This is a genomic window from Brevibacterium samyangense (assembly GCF_039529845.1).
GTDB lineage: Bacteria > Actinomycetota > Actinomycetes > Actinomycetales > Brevibacteriaceae > Brevibacterium > Brevibacterium samyangense.
Map to the genome: position 1 here is coordinate 100,805 of NZ_BAAANO010000004.1, position 14,947 is coordinate 115,751.

Consider the following 14,947-nt stretch of genomic DNA (forward strand, 5'->3'; position numbering starts at 1 on the left):
CCGCAGGGAATCGCGACCTCGGCGCGACCCCTCCCTACGCTGTCGTCGATCGTGCGGGATTCCGCCGAGAATCCGCACGATCGACGACAGTGAACGCCCCGATGGGCGGGGCCGGGGGCGTCCTCAGTTCTGCGGGGCGGCGGGGCGGCTGCGGCGCAGCAGCAGGGAGATGACGAATCCGGCGCCCATGAGGCCGACGCCCGTCCAGGTGACGCCCAGCCACCCGAAGTGTTCCCAGGCGAGCGGCGTGAGGTTACCGCTGATCGACGAGCCCACGTAGTACGTGAGCGTGTAGAGCGAGGCCGCCTGTGCGGTGACGCCCGTCGTCGCGACGGCGCGGGACGCCACCCACGCGGACGCGAGCGAATGCATGATGAAGAACCCGATCGCCATGATCGCCATGCCCGTGATGATGAGGACGAGCGGCCTCGGCGCCATGAGGAGCACTCCGAGGATGCCGAGGAGCGGCCCGAACGGCAGAACCGCCCGGAGGGAGTACCGGTCGGCCGCGCGCCCCGCGAGGACGGAGCTGTATCCCGCGATCGGGTACACGAAGTAGAGCAGACTCACCGCACCGATCGACAGCAGGTACGGTGCCTCCTCGAGTCGGAAGCCGAGGGAGTTGAAGGTGCCGATGAACGTGCCCATCCCGAGCCCGCCGGTGACGTACAGGCCGACGAGCACCGGGTCCTTGAGCGCTCTTCCGAACTTCCGCACGAGCAGCCCGACCGAGTCCCGGTGCGGGGTGAAACCGCGGGACTGGGGCAGGAGGATCCAGCACAGGACCGCGCAGATGCTCGCGAGGACGGCGGTCGCGAGGATGCTGAGGTTCGAGGCGCCCATCGGCAGCACGTCCGCGAGTCCCGTCCGGTCGACGACCTCGATGACACCCGCGGACACGATGCGTCCGCTCAGACCCCCGAGGGTCGTGCCGAAGATGTAGATGCTCGTCGCGGTCGTCGCATAACTGCGGTGGATCTCCTCCTTGAGGTACACCGCGGCCGTTCCCGGCAGCCCCGCGAGCACGAAGCCCATGAGGAACCGGGCGACGAGGAACCACGTCCAGTCACCGATGAACGCCGTGAGGATCCCGAGGACCGAGGACGCGAGCAGTGAGAACCGGATGAGCGTGACACGGCCGAGGCGCTCGGACACCGGCACCGCTGCGATGAGACCGATCCCGAGCCCGACTGTGGAAACGGACACAGAGAGGGCTGCCTGGGACGGTGTGATGCCGTATTCGCGCGTGAAGTACGGAAGAATTGCCTGCGTTCCGTAGAGCAGGGTGAACGTGGCGATCCCGGCGACGAGGAGCCCGATCTCGATCCTCTTCGTTCTCGGATCGCCCTTCGGATAGCCCTCGAAATCACTCACGGGTTCTCACTCTAGACCCCGCGCCGCGAACCCCTGCCTCCACCATCGACCGAAAGGTTCCCGTCATGACCCCGCACGCACCTGGGCAGCCGGAGCGCACACCTGCAGCTCCGGCGGTAAACCCCTCCGAAACACCCTCCGCCTCCGAGGCACTCGCCCGGTTCGCCTCCACCCGCGGCCCCTTCTACGCGACGATCCTCGCGGTCTTCTGCTGCGTCTTCCTCATCTCCAACATCGGTGCCACCAAGGTCATCGGCTTCGGCCCGATCGTCACGGACGGCGGTGCCTTCCTCTTCCCGGTCGCGTACATCCTCGGCGACATCATCAGCGAGGTGTACGGCTTCCGCGCCGCCCGCCGCGCAGTCCTCACCGGCTTCGCGATGCAGATCCTCGCGACCGCGGTCTTCTTCCTCGTCCAGATCTCTCCTGCCGGCCCCGGTTACGAGAATCAGGCCGCGTTCGAGGCGACCCTCGGCTTCTACCCGCGCATCGTCCTCGCGTCGATCACCGGATACCTCGTCGGTCAGCTCCTCAACTCCTGGGTGCTCGTCCGGGTGAAGCGCGCGATGGGCGAGAAGCACCTGTGGGTGCGCCTCCTCACCTCCACCGGTGTGGGCGAGGCCGCCGACACCCTCATCTTCTGCACCGTCGCCTTCGCCGGAGTCATCCCCGGCTGGGACTTCCTCAATTACGTCATCACCGGATTCGTCTACAAGGTCGCCGTCGAGGTGATTCTCATGCCCGTCACATATCGGGTCATCACGATGGTGAAGCGCAGGGAACCGACGTACGGCGAGGAAACCGTCTGAGGCCACCCTCGGACGAGGGACCTCCCCGGGGGCCGGGCCGCGTCCACGGTCCGGCCCTCCCGAGTTCGCATGACCGGACCGGCGGTCCCTGCGCACCCGACGCGCGTAGCGTCGGTACCAGGATCCACACCGACCGGTGCTCACCACCGGGCCGGTCATGCAGAACGAAGACGCCCATGGACATCGACGCAAACGTGACAACACCGGCCGGCCGGACGCTCTCCGGCGCCCTCATCGGCACCGCGCTCGGAACCCTCGGAGGAGTCGTCGCCACAGGAGCGGCCTTCTACGGCCGGTCCCTGTGGACGATCCGCAAACAGTCGAGCGCCCACCCGAAGTTCTGGCGGGCGCGCCTGGCCGAACACGACGAGACCGCCCACGAGGCCGCGGATCTGCTCAACTACGTGGTGCTCGGCGATTCGGCCGCCTCGGGAGTCGGGGTCGCGGACCCCGAACGCGGGTACGTCGTCCACGTCGAGAACGAACTCGCGGAACTCACCGGCAGGCCCGTGCGCACGACGAACCTCTCGGTGCCCGGCGCCAGCTCGTGGCTGCTCATGGAACACCAGTTGCCGTTGTTCGACAACGTGCAGGCGGAACTGAGGGAGACCACCGGCCGAGGCGCCGACATCGTCACGTGCATCATCGGCGGCAACGACATCATCGACCCGAACTTCACACTCGAGGGATTCGAGTGGACGCTCGTGCGGCTCTTCGCAAAACTCCCCGCGGGCACCGTCGTGAGCACGATCCCGAGCTTCGGAATCCCTCCCTACGAATCACGGGTGCGCGCCGCGAACGACCTCATCCACGCCGAGGTCATCAAACACGACCTCGTCCTCGCCGATCTCTACGTGGAGACCCGCAAATTGTGGCCGGTGAAGTACTTCTTCCACTGCTCCGGCGACTTCTTCCACCCCAACGCCCGCGGGTACCGGCTGTGGGGCGACGTCGTGTGGTCCGGCGTGCAGGAGGCCTGGCACTTCCACCAGGAGACCACGGATCAGGACAACGCCGTCATTTCTTCGCGTAGTAGCGACCCAGCACCTCGGCCTTGACCTCGGAGAAGGTCCCGTCCTCGATCGAGGCGCGGATCCGGTCGACGAGGTCGAGCACGAAGTACTCGTTGTGGATCGTGCACAGGGTGGAGAAGAGCATCTCCTTCGCCTTGTACAGGTGCCGCAGGTACGCCCGCGAGTAGTTCTGGCACGTATAGCAGTCGCACTCGGGATCGAGCGGCGAGAAGTCCCGGCGGTACTTCGCTCCCGTGAGGTTGTACCGGCCGTCCCGGGTGTAGATCGCCGCATTGCGAGCCACCCGTGAGGGGGACACGCAGTCGAAGGTGTCCGCGCCCGCCTCGATCGCGGTGAAGAGGTCGTCCGGCTCGGAGATCCCGAGGAGGTGCCGGGGCTTGTTCTCCGGCAGTTCCTCGCACACCCAGCGGACGATCGTCCCGAGGTTCTCCTTCTCGAGCGCCCCGCCGATGCCGAAACCGTCGAAGTCCATCGCCCCGAGGTCCCGCGCCGCCTTCCGCCGCAGGTCCTCGTACTGGGCACCCTGGAGCACACCGAAGAGTGCCTGGTAGGGCCGGTGCGCGCGTTCCTCGGTGAGCCGTTGGTGCTCGGCCACGCAGCGTTCGGCCCACAGTCGGGTGCGTTCGAGCGATTCCTCCTGATAGCCACGGGTATTCACGAGAGTCGTGAGCTCGTCGAACGCGAAGATGATGTCCGCACCGAGCTGGTGCTGCACCTGCATCGACACCTCGGGCGTGAACCGGTGGAAACTGCCGTCGAGGTGCGATTTGAAGGTGACGCCGTCGTCGTCGACGTTCGCGCGGCGCTCCTTGCCGGCGGCGACCGCGTCGTCGTTCTGTTCGTCCGGGGTCTCCATCGAGATGACCTTCTTGAACCCGGAGCCCAGGCTCATCACCTGGAACCCGCCGGAGTCCGTGAACGTCGGACCGTGCCAGGCCATGAACTCCGCGAGACCGCCGGCCTCGTCGACGAGGTCCGGGCCCGGCTGCAGATAGAGGTGGTAGGCGTTCGCGAGAACCGCCTGCGCCCCGAGGTCGCGCACGTCGTCGGGCTTCACGGCCTTCACCGTCGCCTTCGTCCCCACCGGGATGAACGCGGGAGTCCGGATATCACCGTGCGGGGTGTGGATGACTCCCGTCCGGCCGCCCGTCTCCATCCGGGTCCCGACGTCGAATCCGAAAGCGGAGCGGTCGTTCACCGGGGCCGAGCCCGCAGCGGGCGGCTCCTGATTCTGCATCTGAGAAGTCACCGCCCCATTCTAGAAGGTCGATTAGGGTCTCCCCTGGTGACAGTGGTGGCCGTCACCACCCTCCCCCGCACCCCCACCTCCGTGAAAGGTCTCCTCCCCATGAAACTCGCGACCCTCGATCTCGGCACCCACACGATCGCCGCCCGGCAGGAGGCCGACGGCTACGTGCCGGTCCCCGGTTTCCCGGACGTCGCCGCGGTCCTCGCGGACCCGGCGGGACTCGAGAAGGCGCGGGGCGCCTCGGGCGGGGAGATCCCCACCGCCGAGTCGACCCTCCTGAGGCCGATCACCCGCCCGGGCAAGGTGTTCTGCATCGGCCTCAACTACCGCAACCACATCCTCGAGGTGGGCATGGAACTGCCCACGCATCCGACGGTGTTCACGAAGTTCGCGGAGTCGCTCGCGGACCCGTTCGCGGACGTCGAGGCGCCGGCCGAGGACGAGAAGCTCGACTGGGAGGGCGAACTCGTCCTCGTCATCGGGAAGTCCGGCCGTCGGATCCCGGCCGAGGAGGCCCACGAGTACATCGCGGGGTACACCGTCGGTAACGACTTCTCGATGCGCGGGTACCAGATGCGGACCGAGGAATGGGTGCAGGGCAAGATGTGGGAGGCCTCGAGTGCGATCGGTCCCGTGCTCGTCACCGCCGACGAGTTCGATCCCGCACAGGCGCGGATCACGACGCGCCTCAACGGCGAGGTGAAGCAGGACGACTCGACCGGTGACCTCGTGTTCGGGCCGGCCGACCTCGTCGCCTACCTCTCGACGATCATCACGCTGAACCCCGGTGACCTCGTCTTCACCGGCACCCCGGGCGGGGTCGGGATGGCCTCACAGACATGGATGAAGTCCGGCGACGAGATCTCCGTGGAGATCACCGGCATCGGCGAGGTGCGCAACCGGATCGTGTGAGCGGTCGCGGGCGCGCGAACGCCCGGCGAAAGCAGCACTTTGACGCCGGGGGTACAGGACGAACTGTGCCTCCGGAGTCAAAGTGTTGGAATCGCGCGTGTCCCGAAGCCGACGGTGCGCTGAGCCTGAGGAGGACCCCGGGAGCTCAGAGCGCGCGGAGCATCTTACCGGGGTTGAGAATCCCCTTGGGGTCGAGGGCGTTCTTGATCGCGAGGTGAAGCGCGCGGGAGGCCGGGTCGAGCTCCTTCGCGAGCCACTCGGCCTTGAGGTACCCGACCCCGTGCTCACCGGTGATCGTGCCCCCGAGTGCGAGTCCCGCCGCCATGATCTCCCCGAACGCCTCCTGCGCGAGGCGATTGGACTCCTCGGAGTCCTGATCGAAGAACACGCACGGGTGGAAGTTCCCGTCCCCGGCGTGGGCGCACGAGGCGATGAGATTGTCCGGGTAGCGCGCACTGATCGCATCGAGCGCGGAGGAGAAGTCGGCCATGCGGGCGAGTGGCACGCACACGTCGTCGACGAGTTCGCCGAGGTGCTCCCGGTGGCAGTAAGCCTCGATCGCGGGGCTGATGGCGCGGCGGGCTGCGACGAGGAGCTCGGAGTCGCGCGGGTCGTCCGAGTACGTGACGTCGGTGGCGCCGTTCTCGCGCGCGATCCGGCTGAAGGACTCGAGTTCCGCCTGTGCCCGCTCGGGGCTGCCGTCGCCGTTCGACTGCACGAGGAGCATCGCCCCGGTGCCGTCGTCGAGTCCGAAATCGCCGTACGCGTTGATCATCCCGATCGTGGGACCGTCGATGAACTCGAGCATGGAGGGCTGGGCGCCGGACTCCATGAAGGCGGTGACGGTGCGGGCTGCCGCAGTGCTCGTGGGGAACAGTCCGACGGCGGTGAGCGGGTCAGGCAGGGCCGGGACGAGGTCGAGGGTCACTTCGACGACGACCCCGAGCGTCCCCTCGGACCCGACGAAGAGGTGCGAGAGCTCGAAACCGGCCACGCCCTTCGCGGTCGGCCGGCCCACCGTCGTGAGCGAACCGTCCGCGAGCACGACCTTGAGGGACCGCACGTAATCGCGGGTCACCCCGTACTTCACGCAGCACAGGCCGCCGGCGTTCGTCGCGACGTTGCCGCCGATCGAGCTGATCGCGACCGAGCCGGGATCGGGCGGGTACGCGAGCCCGAAGGGTTCGAGGTGCTTCTTGAGGTCGAGGTTCACGACACCCGGCTGCACCGTCGCGGTCTTCTCGACCGGGTTCACGTCGAGCACCGCGTTCATCTTCGCGACGTTCAGGAGGATCGCGCCGTCCATCGCATTCGCTCCACCGGAGAGCCCCGTCCGCGCCCCCTGGGGGACGACCGGGACCGCGTGTGCGTGGGCGAACCGCAGGGTCGCCTGCACGTCCTCGATCGTCGCCGCCCGCACGAGTGCCCGCGCCTGCCCGACGGCGCAGAACAACGCCTTGTCCTCGGAGTGCGCGGCCACGACGTCGGGGTCGGTGACGAGTGCGCGGGGCGTGAGCGCCGCAGCGAGCGGTGCGAGGTCGAGGTCCGCGGACGGCGGGAGCAGTACGGCGGTCATGGGGCCTTCCTGAGGGGAACGAACGGGGAGGGGACGAGGAGAGGGGAAAGTGGTGCGGGGCGCCTCAGGCGCCGGGACCGCCGGCGGTGATCTCGAGGACACGCTCCATCGCGGCGGATTCACCGATGGAGATGCGGATGCCGCCGGGCAGTTTCCGCACGGCCAGGCCCGAGGCGGCGAACGCGGCTTCGAGGGACGCCGCCTCCTCGTCCGTGACGGGCAGCCACACGAAGTTCGCCTGGGCGTCCGGGATGTTCCAGCCCTGGGCGCGCAGGCCGGCGACGAGATCGTCGCGGATGGCGGCGACCTGCTTGGCCCGCACCTCCACCTCGGCGTAGCGCTTCACGGATTCGAGGGCCGCGGCCTGCGCCACCTGGGACACGGAGAACACGAGGACGGTGCGGCGCAGCTCCATGACGAGTGCGGGGTCCGCGACCGTGTAGCCGATCCGGAGTCCGGCGAGGCCGTGCGCCTTCGAGAAGGTGCGGAGGAGGGCGAGGTTCGGGAACCGGCGGGTGAGGGCCAGTCCGTCGGCCGCCTCGGGGTCGGTGCAGAACTCGAGGTACGCCTCGTCGAGGACGACGACGACATCGGAGGGCACCTGCGCGAGGAACTCCTCGAGTTCCGTGTGACGGAGAGCCGGGCCCGTCGGATTGTTCGGTGAGCACAGGAGAACGAGGCCGGTGTTCGCGTCGATCGCGGCGGCCATCGCCGGCAGGTCGTGACGGAAGTCCGCGGTGAGGGGAACGGGCTTCGCCTCGGCACCCTGGCGGGCGGCGAGCTGCGGGTAGAGCTCGAAGGACGGCCAGGGGAAGACCACGTTCTTCCCCGCCTCGAGGGTGGCGAGCGCGTAGGCGGAGAGCATCTCCGCACCACCGGCGGCGAACAGGACGTTCGCCTCCTCGACCCCGAGGTGCGCCGCGAGTGCCGAGGTGAGGGCACCGGCGCCGGGGTCCGGGTAGAGCGCCGGGTTGACGGCGGCCGCCGTGATCGCCTCGGTGACAGCGGGCAGCGGTGCGAGGTGGAGCTCGTTCGAGGAGAGCTTGTACGAGGTGATGCCCGCGGGTGCCGCTGCGGGCTTGCCGGGGACGTAGGCCGGAGTGGTCTCCAGGGCCTGGCGGAGGCGGAACTGCGTGGTCATGACGCTCATGTTTTCACACACTGGAACAATGGCGGCCATGGAGTCCACGTGGCGCGACGACGAACTACTGGGTGCACCGTACGAGTCCCGGGCGCTGCCGCTCGAGCAGGTGACGCCGATGGAGGCGGAGCAGGAGCAGGGGACACCGGGATCGGTGGGTTCGCGATCCGGTGAAGAATCCCTACCCACCGTCGAGGAACAGGCGACCCTCGTGGCGTACCGCGGACCGGTCGCGGGCATCGGGCCGGCGGCGGGACTCACCGTGCTGTTCGTCCACGGGTGGTCCGACTACTTCTTCCACACGAAGGTCGCGGAGTTCTGGGCGCGGCTGGGAGCGCACTTCTATGCGCTCGATCTGCGTGGGTACGGGCGCAGCCTCCTCGCGAAGGGGTTCGACGGCAACGGCCGGGCACTCGAGGACGGTCCGCTCGCCGGCACCGGGCTCACCACGCGGCCGGGATACATCGAGAACCTCGACGAGTACGACGAGGAGATCGGGCTCGCGCTCGAGGTGATCGCCGGTGAACACCCGGAGGCACGGCTCGTGCTCGAAGGGCATTCGACGGGTGGGCTCGTCCTCAGCCTGTGGGCGCACCGGCATCCGGGCAGGGCTGCGGCGCTGGTCCTCAACTCGCCGTGGCTCGAGTTCCAGTTCAGCACGACCGCGCGGAAGATCCTCCGGCCGCTGCTCGGGCTCGGTGGGCTCGGGAGCAAGCAGGCGTGGCGGACTCCACTGCCCATGCAGATGCCGAACTTCTACACGCTCGCGGTGGCAACGGCGATGGGCCGCCCGCCGTACGACCTGCGACTCAAACCGGCGGGCAGCTTCCCCGTGTACCCGGGATGGTTGAGTGCGGTGTTCGACGGGCACGCACAGGTCGAGGAAGGCCTCGCGATCGGTGCGCCCGTGCTCGTGCAGACCTCGACCGTGAGCTACCGGAACGCGGCGTACCGGCCGGTGATGAGCACGGCGGACATCGTGCTCGACGTCGATGCGATCGCCCGGCGTGCGCTCTCCCTCGGTCCGCTCGTCACCATCCAGCGCCTGCCGGGGGCGCTCCACGACATCCACCTGTCCTCCGCCCCCGTTGCGCTCGCGGCGCTCGAGGGGATCGAGAAGTTCGTCCGAGGGTTCGTCGCGCAGTAGTTCGGCCTACCATGGCGCCATGAGTGCAACTTCCTCCTCTCCCCTGTCCCCCGTCACCGGTGCCGCCGGTCCCGCCGCCGCTGAGGCGCCGCTCGAGTGGCACGAGCGCCTCGCCCTCCGCGCCCAGGGCGGACCGAGCGAGCTCTCGGCGATCCTCGCCCTCGCCGCCGCAGGTGGCGACCTCGTCGACTTCTCCGGCGGGTTCCCGGACACGACGCTCTACGACACCGATCTCCTCGGGGAGATCGCGGCGAAGCAGATCGGGACCCGGCCCGAGGTGGCGCTCCAGTACGCCTCGAACTGGGGGTTGCCGTCCCTGCGGGAGGCACTCCGGGCGGACATCGCGCGGAACCAGGGACACGTTCCGGGTGAGGACGAGCTCATGGTGACCTCGGGCGGGGTGGATGCGCTCACCCTCGCGTGCAAGGCGATGCTCGACGACGGGGACGCGGTCCTCGTCGAGGCACCCTCGTACCTCGGCGCCTTCAACGTCATCAGGTCGCACGGCGGTGAACCGGTGTCCATGCGCAACGACGAACACGGGCTCGTCCCCGCGTCGGTGCGCGAAGCCGCCGAGGCCGCACGTGCCGCTGGCCGCACCCCGAAGTTCGTGTACGTGATCCCCGACTTCCAGAATCCGTCGGGGCTGCTGCTCGCGGAGGACAGGCGGCGGGAACTCGTCGACCTCTGCCGGGAACTCGGGCTGCTCCTCCTCGAGGACGTCGCGTACCGCGACCTCGCGTTCGACGGGTCGTACCTGCGGTCGATCTACGAGATCGGCCCGGACGTCACGGTGCAGACGGGCACGTTCTCGAAGACCTTCACCCCGGGGACCCGGATGGGCTGGGCGTGCGGGCCCGCGACGGTGATCCGGGCGATGGCCGAGGCGAAGACGAACACCGACCAGTGCGCCGGGGCGCTCGGACAGTGCATTCTCGAGGCGCTCATCACCGAGGGCCACTACGCCGCTTCCCTGCCACGGATCCGGGAGGCGTATGCCGCCCGCGCCTCGGCGCTCGTGGGTGCGTTCGAGGACCGACTGGACGGTCTCGCAACGTGGACCGTTCCCGAGGGAGGCTTCTTCACGTGGCTCGACGTGCCGGGTGTCGACACGAAGGAGCTCGCCGGCGTCGGGATCGAGAACGGCGTTGCCTTCGTTCCAGGGTCCCCGTTCTTCGCGGACGGGCGGGCGAGCGCACAGCTGCGGATGAGCTTCTCCCGCACCCCGGCCGAGCGGATGGCCGAGGGCGTCGACCGCCTCGCCCGCTCGATCGAGCGGCTCCGGGGGTGAACGGGACGTGACGGTGGACGGTCGGGCGAACCCCGACGTGTGAAAGCAGCGGTGTGCTCTGGCACCCCGGGAATGAAACCTTCCCACCAGCGCAAACTGCTGCTTTCGCGCCGCCTCCGCGTGAGAACGAGTCGGTGCGCTCGTGTGAATGCAAAATTCCCGGAACATCCGTGATGTTCCGGGAATTTCCCTTGGCGGTAGCGGAGGGATTTGAACCCTCGGTACGGGGTTACCGTACACAACATTTCGAGTGTTGCACCTTCGGCCGCTCGGACACGCTACCGCTGAATACTTTACAGATTTCCCGGTGAGCACCAAAATCCTGCGGGACTCTGAGAGCGAGATCACGTTCACCCCCGGTTCGCGTGCGCGTCACCGGAACGGCTTCAGCGCCGTGCTGCGAAGAACTCGCTCAGCACCTCGGTGCACTCCTCGAGGAGGACCCCGGCGTACACCTCGGGCCGGTGGAGGGACGCCCGGTCCCGCGCCAGATCCCACACCGAACCCGTTGCTCCCGCTTTGTCGTCGAAAGCGCCGAACACGATCCGGTCGACGCGCGCGGCGACGGACGCACCTGCACACATCGCGCAGGGTTCGAGTGTGACGACGAGCGTGCACCCGTCGAGGCGCCACCGCCCGAGTGCCTCCCCCGCCTTGCGCAGGGCCACCACCTCGGCGTGCGCCGTCGGGTCGTGGGCGACCTCGCGGAGGTTGAATCCCTCGCCGACGATCCGGCCGTCGGCATCGACGACGAGCGCACCCACGGGGACGTCGCCGGCCGCCGCTGCCTTGCGAGCGAGGCCGAGTGCGCGGTGCATCCACGCCTCGTATTCGGGTCTGTGCTTCACGAATGCGCGTACTTCACAGCACGGAGGATCCTCCGAGGTGAGACACACGGCCGCTGCAGCGGGTTCACCTCAGCGTGCGGCTTCGAGCTGGTCGGCGAAGCCGACGATCTCGCCGATGTGGGCGACGACCCGGGCCGGATCGGACTGGTACTTCGCCACCTGATCGAGCAGTTCCTGCGGTGCGACGCCCCGGTCGGCATAGATGTCCGCGTCGCCGCCCCATTCGTCGTCGGGATCGGGGACGAACATCGAGATCTCCTCCTCGTCGTCGTCGTCGTCGACATCCTCGTCGTCATCGACAGCGACACCGGTTTCGTCGTCGAAGGTGTCCTCCTCGGGTTCGTATTCGTCGTCCGGGGAGTCGAGGTAATCGACGAGCAGGTCCGCGAAGGGGCTCTCGGCGGCGGACTCGATGCTCGAGATGAAGACCTTCACCTCGTCGTCGGCACACAGGCGTACGAGCGCGAACCAGGCGTCCTCGTGCTCGATCACGGCCACGGCCTCGCCGTCGGCGTCGCCGGCGCTGCGCATGGTGTCGACGAGGTCGTCGAGGGTCGAGGAATCGCACAGGTCCAGGTCGACGGCCTGGAACTCGCCGTTGTGTTCGCAGAGGATCTCGGTGAAGTACGACATGGCTCCTATTGTGACGTGATTTCCACCCCTCCTCCAAGGCCTGATCTACTCCCACCCGGCGCGCTCCGGTAGATTCCTACCATGGAACTCCACGTCCCGGATCACCCGCTCATCGACCACAAGCTCACCGTCCTGCGTGACGAACGCACGGATTCGGCACGGTTCCGTCTCCTCACCGAAGAACTCGTGTACCTCCTCGCTTACGAGGCGACCCGGGGCCTGCGCGTCAGCCCGAAGGAGATCACCACTCCCGTTGGCCCCACGACCGGAGTCGAGATCAGTGGCCCGCGCCCGGTGGTCGTCCCGATCCTCCGTGCCGGCCTCGGCATGTTCGAGGGCATGATCCGGATGATCCCGACCGCCGAGGTCGGTTTCCTCGGCATGGTCCGCGACGAGGAGACCCTCGAGGCGTCGACGTACGCCGAGCGCCTCCCCACGGACCTCACCGACCGGCAGGTCTACGTCGTCGACCCGATGCTCGCGACCGGCGGCACCCTCATCCTGGCGATCGACTACCTCCTCGCCCGAGGCGCTCACGACGTCACCGCGATCTGTCTCGTGAGTGCCCCGGAGGGCGTCAAGGCGCTCGAGGAGCGCTACGACGGCATCGCGAACGTCACCGTGTACACCGCCGCTCTCGACGAGAAGCTCAACGAGCACGGGTACATCGTCCCCGGACTCGGAGACGCCGGCGATCGCCTCTACGGCGTCGTCTGATTCGCTCGCCCGGGACCGTACGGGCACCCGAGGGCGGTACGTGCAACAGCACGTACCGCCCTTTTTCGTCATATTGCGTCATGTCCGCAACAGGCCTCACACCGTTCGGATTCGCGGAAATTGGGGCGTCGCCGCTGCGATGAAGTCACACAGCGTCACAAAGTGCCGGATTCTGGACGGATCCGTTGATTCCCCCATCCTCTGTGAAGAACAATGACAGCCATGACGACGTTCCCCGACGCGATCCGTGGGCACCACGACGGCCCACCCCGCTCCTCGCAGCCGCGTTCCATGCGCTGCGTTCGCGACCTCCACTGACCCCGCTGCCACGGTCGCGAACGGCATCCTCGCGTCGGAGGGTACGCCTGTACCCGACAGCCCGCAGCGAAGAGCGACATCGGTCGTCGGCCCGAAGAAAGGTCCCATCCACATGAGCGTCGAACCCACGCCGACCCCCGTCATCTCCCCCGCGGAGGCAGCACACCCGCGCAGTGCCGCCGCCATTGCCCGAAAAGGAGCGCGCTTGACCCCGGTCGACCCCCGCACCGCACCCCGGACCCTCGGACCTGCGGGAGTGACACCGTCGCCTCAGGCAGCACGCGGCATCATCCTGTACATCGGACTCGACGAGTCCAAGGCCGCCGCCGACGGCACGAACCTCGCGGCGATCGCCCATGCCCTCCAGGAATACGCCCACGAACTCTCGACCCAGGCCCAGACGCAGGCGATCATCGCGCTCGCCCCGCACGGCCTCGGCAGCGATCTCGACGCGGTCCGCTCGGTCTCCGTTGGTTCGAGCGCGGCCTCGGGCACGCCTGCCGGCCGGCACGGCCCGGTCCGCTCGCGCATCCCGTCCCGGATCCGGCCGCCGGCCGCCCGCGAGGACCTCCGTCCGGCGGTTCACGCGGCAGGCCTGCGGATCGACATCCCGCGCCGCGAAGTGCACATCGACGAGGAACTCGTCACGGTCACGACGAAGGAGTTCGATCTCCTCGCCACGCTCGTCTCCCGACCGGGGACGACCCTCTCGCGCGACGATCTCATCGAAGCGCTGTGGAACGGAGAGGCCGACCGCCCCGACGAACGCACCGTCGACGTGCACGTCCGCCGCCTGCGGAAACGACTCGGCAGCTACTCCTCGGTCGTGCGCACCATCCGCGGCACCGGGTACCGGTTCGACGAACACCCGGACGTCGAGGTCTGGAAGGCCACTGCGAGCCGCGCCTGACCGGGACCGATCCTCCAGCTACCGGTCAGTTTGCGGACCTAGAATCGTCCGCGATGTCTTCCCGCAAGAACCCTTCCAAAGGAATCCTCGTCTTCGTGAGCGGCCTCGTCGTGGCCGCTCTCCTCGGGATGCACACGCTCATTCCCACGACCCGTGGTCTCGCCCTCGTGGTCGAGTCGGTTCTGCCCTGGTCGTGGGTGCTCCTCGCCGTGCTCGCGCTCGCGACGCTCATCCGGTTCTCCGTCGTGAGCGTCATCGGTCTGCTCGTTCCGTGCCTCGTGTGGGGCTCGATGTTCGGTGTCTACCTGCGCCCGGCCGCCGAAGCCGAGTCCGCGGACCTCGTCGTCGCCACCCACAACGTCGGGGCGAGGCTCCCGCAGCCCACGGCGACCGCGCAGAACATCATCGCGGAGGAACCGGACATCGTCGCGATCCAGGAGATCGAGTCCCTCTCCGGGCAGATCATCACGGAGCAGCTCTCCGAACACTATGAACACGCACGGTCGGCCGAGTCTCTCGGCGTGTGGTCGAAATGGCCGCTGTCGAAGCCCGAGGAGATCGACCTCGGAATGGAGTGGCCGCGCGCGTTCGCCACGACCGTGAGCACCGACCACGGTGATGTCCGGTTCTATGCCGTGCACCTGCCCTCGGTCCGGCCCGGCGCGGAATCCCTGCGCAACAAAGCACTCGACACCCTTGCCGACGTCATCGAGAAGGATCCGGCCGAGCACGTCATCGTCGCGGGCGATTTCAATACCGCGTACTCCGATCGCTACTTCGCCCGGCTCGACGACATGCTCGTCGAGACCCGGGAGGCCGTGGGAGGCGGCTTCGGCTACACCTGGCCGTCGGTCTTCCCGGTCACCCGCCTCGACCACGTCATGGTCCGCGGGCTCACCCCGGTGAGCGACGAGGTACTGCCGCGCGGCACGAGCGACCACCGCGCAGTCCTCACCCGCCTCGACCTCGGGGACTGACCCGGCCCGAG

The 14,947-nt window shown here is 68.2% G+C and carries 14 protein-coding genes and 1 tRNA gene; 8 read left to right on the forward strand and 7 right to left on the reverse strand.

Annotated features, from left to right (window positions below; all coding sequences use genetic code 11):
• Nucleotides 1-123: 123 nt before the first annotated feature.
• Nucleotides 124-1,374, reverse strand: a complete 1,251-nt coding sequence (locus tag ABD172_RS01800) for an MFS transporter (protein WP_344306408.1) — start codon at nt 1,372-1,374, stop codon at nt 124-126.
• A gap of 65 nt (nt 1,375-1,439) precedes the next feature.
• On the opposite strand from ABD172_RS01800, the gene ABD172_RS01805 reads away from it, so the two are divergent.
• Together ABD172_RS01805 and ABD172_RS01810 are read left to right on the forward strand one after the other, a co-directional pair.
• Nucleotides 1,440-2,183: a queuosine precursor transporter gene (locus ABD172_RS01805; RefSeq protein WP_344306411.1), complete on the forward strand. Its 744-nt coding sequence runs from the start codon at nt 1,440-1,442 to the stop codon at nt 2,181-2,183.
• A 176-nt stretch (nt 2,184-2,359) separates the two neighbouring features.
• The gene (locus tag ABD172_RS01810) at nt 2,360-3,241 is read left to right on the forward strand and encodes an SGNH/GDSL hydrolase family protein (protein WP_344306413.1); all 882 of its coding nucleotides are present in this window, start codon (nt 2,360-2,362) and stop codon (nt 3,239-3,241) included.
• On the opposite strand, the gene tgt is transcribed toward ABD172_RS01810, so the two are convergent.
• Nucleotides 3,201-4,454 carry a tRNA guanosine(34) transglycosylase Tgt gene (tgt, locus tag ABD172_RS01815; protein WP_344306574.1) on the reverse strand — a complete coding sequence of 418 codons (1,254 nt, stop codon included), beginning with the start codon at nt 4,452-4,454 and terminating at the stop codon, nt 3,201-3,203. The genes ABD172_RS01810 and tgt overlap by 41 nt on opposite strands.
• Before the next feature lie 111 nt (nt 4,455-4,565).
• Between tgt and ABD172_RS01820 the strand changes: the two genes are divergently transcribed.
• On the forward strand, nt 4,566-5,378 hold the full coding sequence (locus ABD172_RS01820; RefSeq protein ID WP_344306415.1) for a fumarylacetoacetate hydrolase family protein: 813 nt from the start codon (nt 4,566-4,568) through the stop codon (nt 5,376-5,378).
• 145 nt (nt 5,379-5,523) lie between these two features.
• On the opposite strand, the gene ABD172_RS01825 is transcribed toward ABD172_RS01820, so the two are convergent.
• Complete coding sequence (locus ABD172_RS01825) at nt 5,524-6,954, reverse strand: FAD-binding oxidoreductase (RefSeq protein ID WP_344306417.1); 1,431 nt, start codon at nt 6,952-6,954, stop codon at nt 5,524-5,526.
• Between the two features lie 64 nt (nt 6,955-7,018).
• Entirely contained in the window at nt 7,019-8,095 is a 1,077-nt protein-coding gene (locus tag ABD172_RS01830; RefSeq protein ID WP_344306419.1) for a histidinol-phosphate transaminase, read from the reverse strand.
• 37 nt (nt 8,096-8,132) lie between these two features.
• Here ABD172_RS01830 and ABD172_RS01835 point away from each other — a divergent pair, with 37 nt between their 5' ends.
• Entirely contained in the window at nt 8,133-9,242 is a 1,110-nt protein-coding gene (locus tag ABD172_RS01835) for an alpha/beta hydrolase (protein ID WP_344306420.1), read from the forward strand.
• A 19-nt stretch (nt 9,243-9,261) separates the two neighbouring features.
• The gene (locus ABD172_RS01840) at nt 9,262-10,533 is read left to right on the forward strand and encodes an aminotransferase-like domain-containing protein (protein WP_344306422.1); all 1,272 of its coding nucleotides are present in this window, start codon (nt 9,262-9,264) and stop codon (nt 10,531-10,533) included.
• Between the two features lie 192 nt (nt 10,534-10,725).
• Here ABD172_RS01840 and ABD172_RS01845 read toward each other — a convergent pair.
• From ABD172_RS01845 to ABD172_RS01855, 3 genes are all read right to left on the reverse strand, one after another.
• A tRNA-Ser gene (locus tag ABD172_RS01845) sits at nt 10,726-10,816 on the reverse strand.
• Between the two features lie 103 nt (nt 10,817-10,919).
• Nucleotides 10,920-11,381: a tRNA adenosine(34) deaminase TadA gene (gene tadA, locus ABD172_RS01850; protein ID WP_344306424.1), complete on the reverse strand. Its 462-nt coding sequence runs from the start codon at nt 11,379-11,381 to the stop codon at nt 10,920-10,922.
• Nucleotides 11,382-11,450: 69 nt separating this feature from the next.
• Nucleotides 11,451-12,014: a tRNA adenosine deaminase-associated protein gene (locus tag ABD172_RS01855; RefSeq protein WP_344306426.1), complete on the reverse strand. Its 564-nt coding sequence runs from the start codon at nt 12,012-12,014 to the stop codon at nt 11,451-11,453.
• A gap of 81 nt (nt 12,015-12,095) precedes the next feature.
• Here ABD172_RS01855 and upp point away from each other — a divergent pair, with 81 nt between their 5' ends.
• The 3 genes from upp (at nt 12,096) to ABD172_RS01870 (ending at nt 14,936) form a co-directional block, all read left to right on the forward strand.
• On the forward strand, nt 12,096-12,731 hold the full coding sequence (upp, locus tag ABD172_RS01860; RefSeq protein WP_344306428.1) for a uracil phosphoribosyltransferase: 636 nt from the start codon (nt 12,096-12,098) through the stop codon (nt 12,729-12,731).
• A 430-nt stretch (nt 12,732-13,161) separates the two neighbouring features.
• A complete protein-coding gene (locus ABD172_RS01865) occupies nt 13,162-13,959 on the forward strand; it encodes a winged helix-turn-helix domain-containing protein (protein ID WP_344306430.1) in 798 nt (265 codons plus the stop codon).
• A gap of 53 nt (nt 13,960-14,012) precedes the next feature.
• On the forward strand, nt 14,013-14,936 hold the full coding sequence (locus ABD172_RS01870) for an endonuclease/exonuclease/phosphatase family protein (protein ID WP_344306432.1): 924 nt from the start codon (nt 14,013-14,015) through the stop codon (nt 14,934-14,936).
• Nucleotides 14,937-14,947 lie beyond the last annotated feature (11 nt).

Coding starts and splice junctions, on each gene's coding strand:
- ABD172_RS01805 (WP_344306411.1), top strand. CDS start 1,440: ATGACCCCGCACGCACCTGGGCAGCCGGAGCGCACACCTGCAGCTCCG.
- ABD172_RS01810 (WP_344306413.1), top strand. CDS start 2,360: ATGGACATCGACGCAAACGTGACAACACCGGCCGGCCGGACGCTCTCC.
- tgt (WP_344306574.1), bottom strand. CDS start 4,454: ATGCAGAATCAGGAGCCGCCCGCTGCGGGCTCGGCCCCGGTGAACGAC.
- ABD172_RS01820 (WP_344306415.1), top strand. CDS start 4,566: ATGAAACTCGCGACCCTCGATCTCGGCACCCACACGATCGCCGCCCGG.
- ABD172_RS01825 (WP_344306417.1), bottom strand. CDS start 6,954: ATGACCGCCGTACTGCTCCCGCCGTCCGCGGACCTCGACCTCGCACCG.
- ABD172_RS01830 (WP_344306419.1), bottom strand. CDS start 8,095: ATGACCACGCAGTTCCGCCTCCGCCAGGCCCTGGAGACCACTCCGGCC.
- ABD172_RS01835 (WP_344306420.1), top strand. CDS start 8,133: ATGGAGTCCACGTGGCGCGACGACGAACTACTGGGTGCACCGTACGAG.
- ABD172_RS01840 (WP_344306422.1), top strand. CDS start 9,262: ATGAGTGCAACTTCCTCCTCTCCCCTGTCCCCCGTCACCGGTGCCGCC.
- ABD172_RS01855 (WP_344306426.1), bottom strand. CDS start 12,014: ATGTCGTACTTCACCGAGATCCTCTGCGAACACAACGGCGAGTTCCAG.
- upp (WP_344306428.1), top strand. CDS start 12,096: ATGGAACTCCACGTCCCGGATCACCCGCTCATCGACCACAAGCTCACC.
- ABD172_RS01865 (WP_344306430.1), top strand. CDS start 13,162: ATGAGCGTCGAACCCACGCCGACCCCCGTCATCTCCCCCGCGGAGGCA.
- ABD172_RS01870 (WP_344306432.1), top strand. CDS start 14,013: ATGTCTTCCCGCAAGAACCCTTCCAAAGGAATCCTCGTCTTCGTGAGC.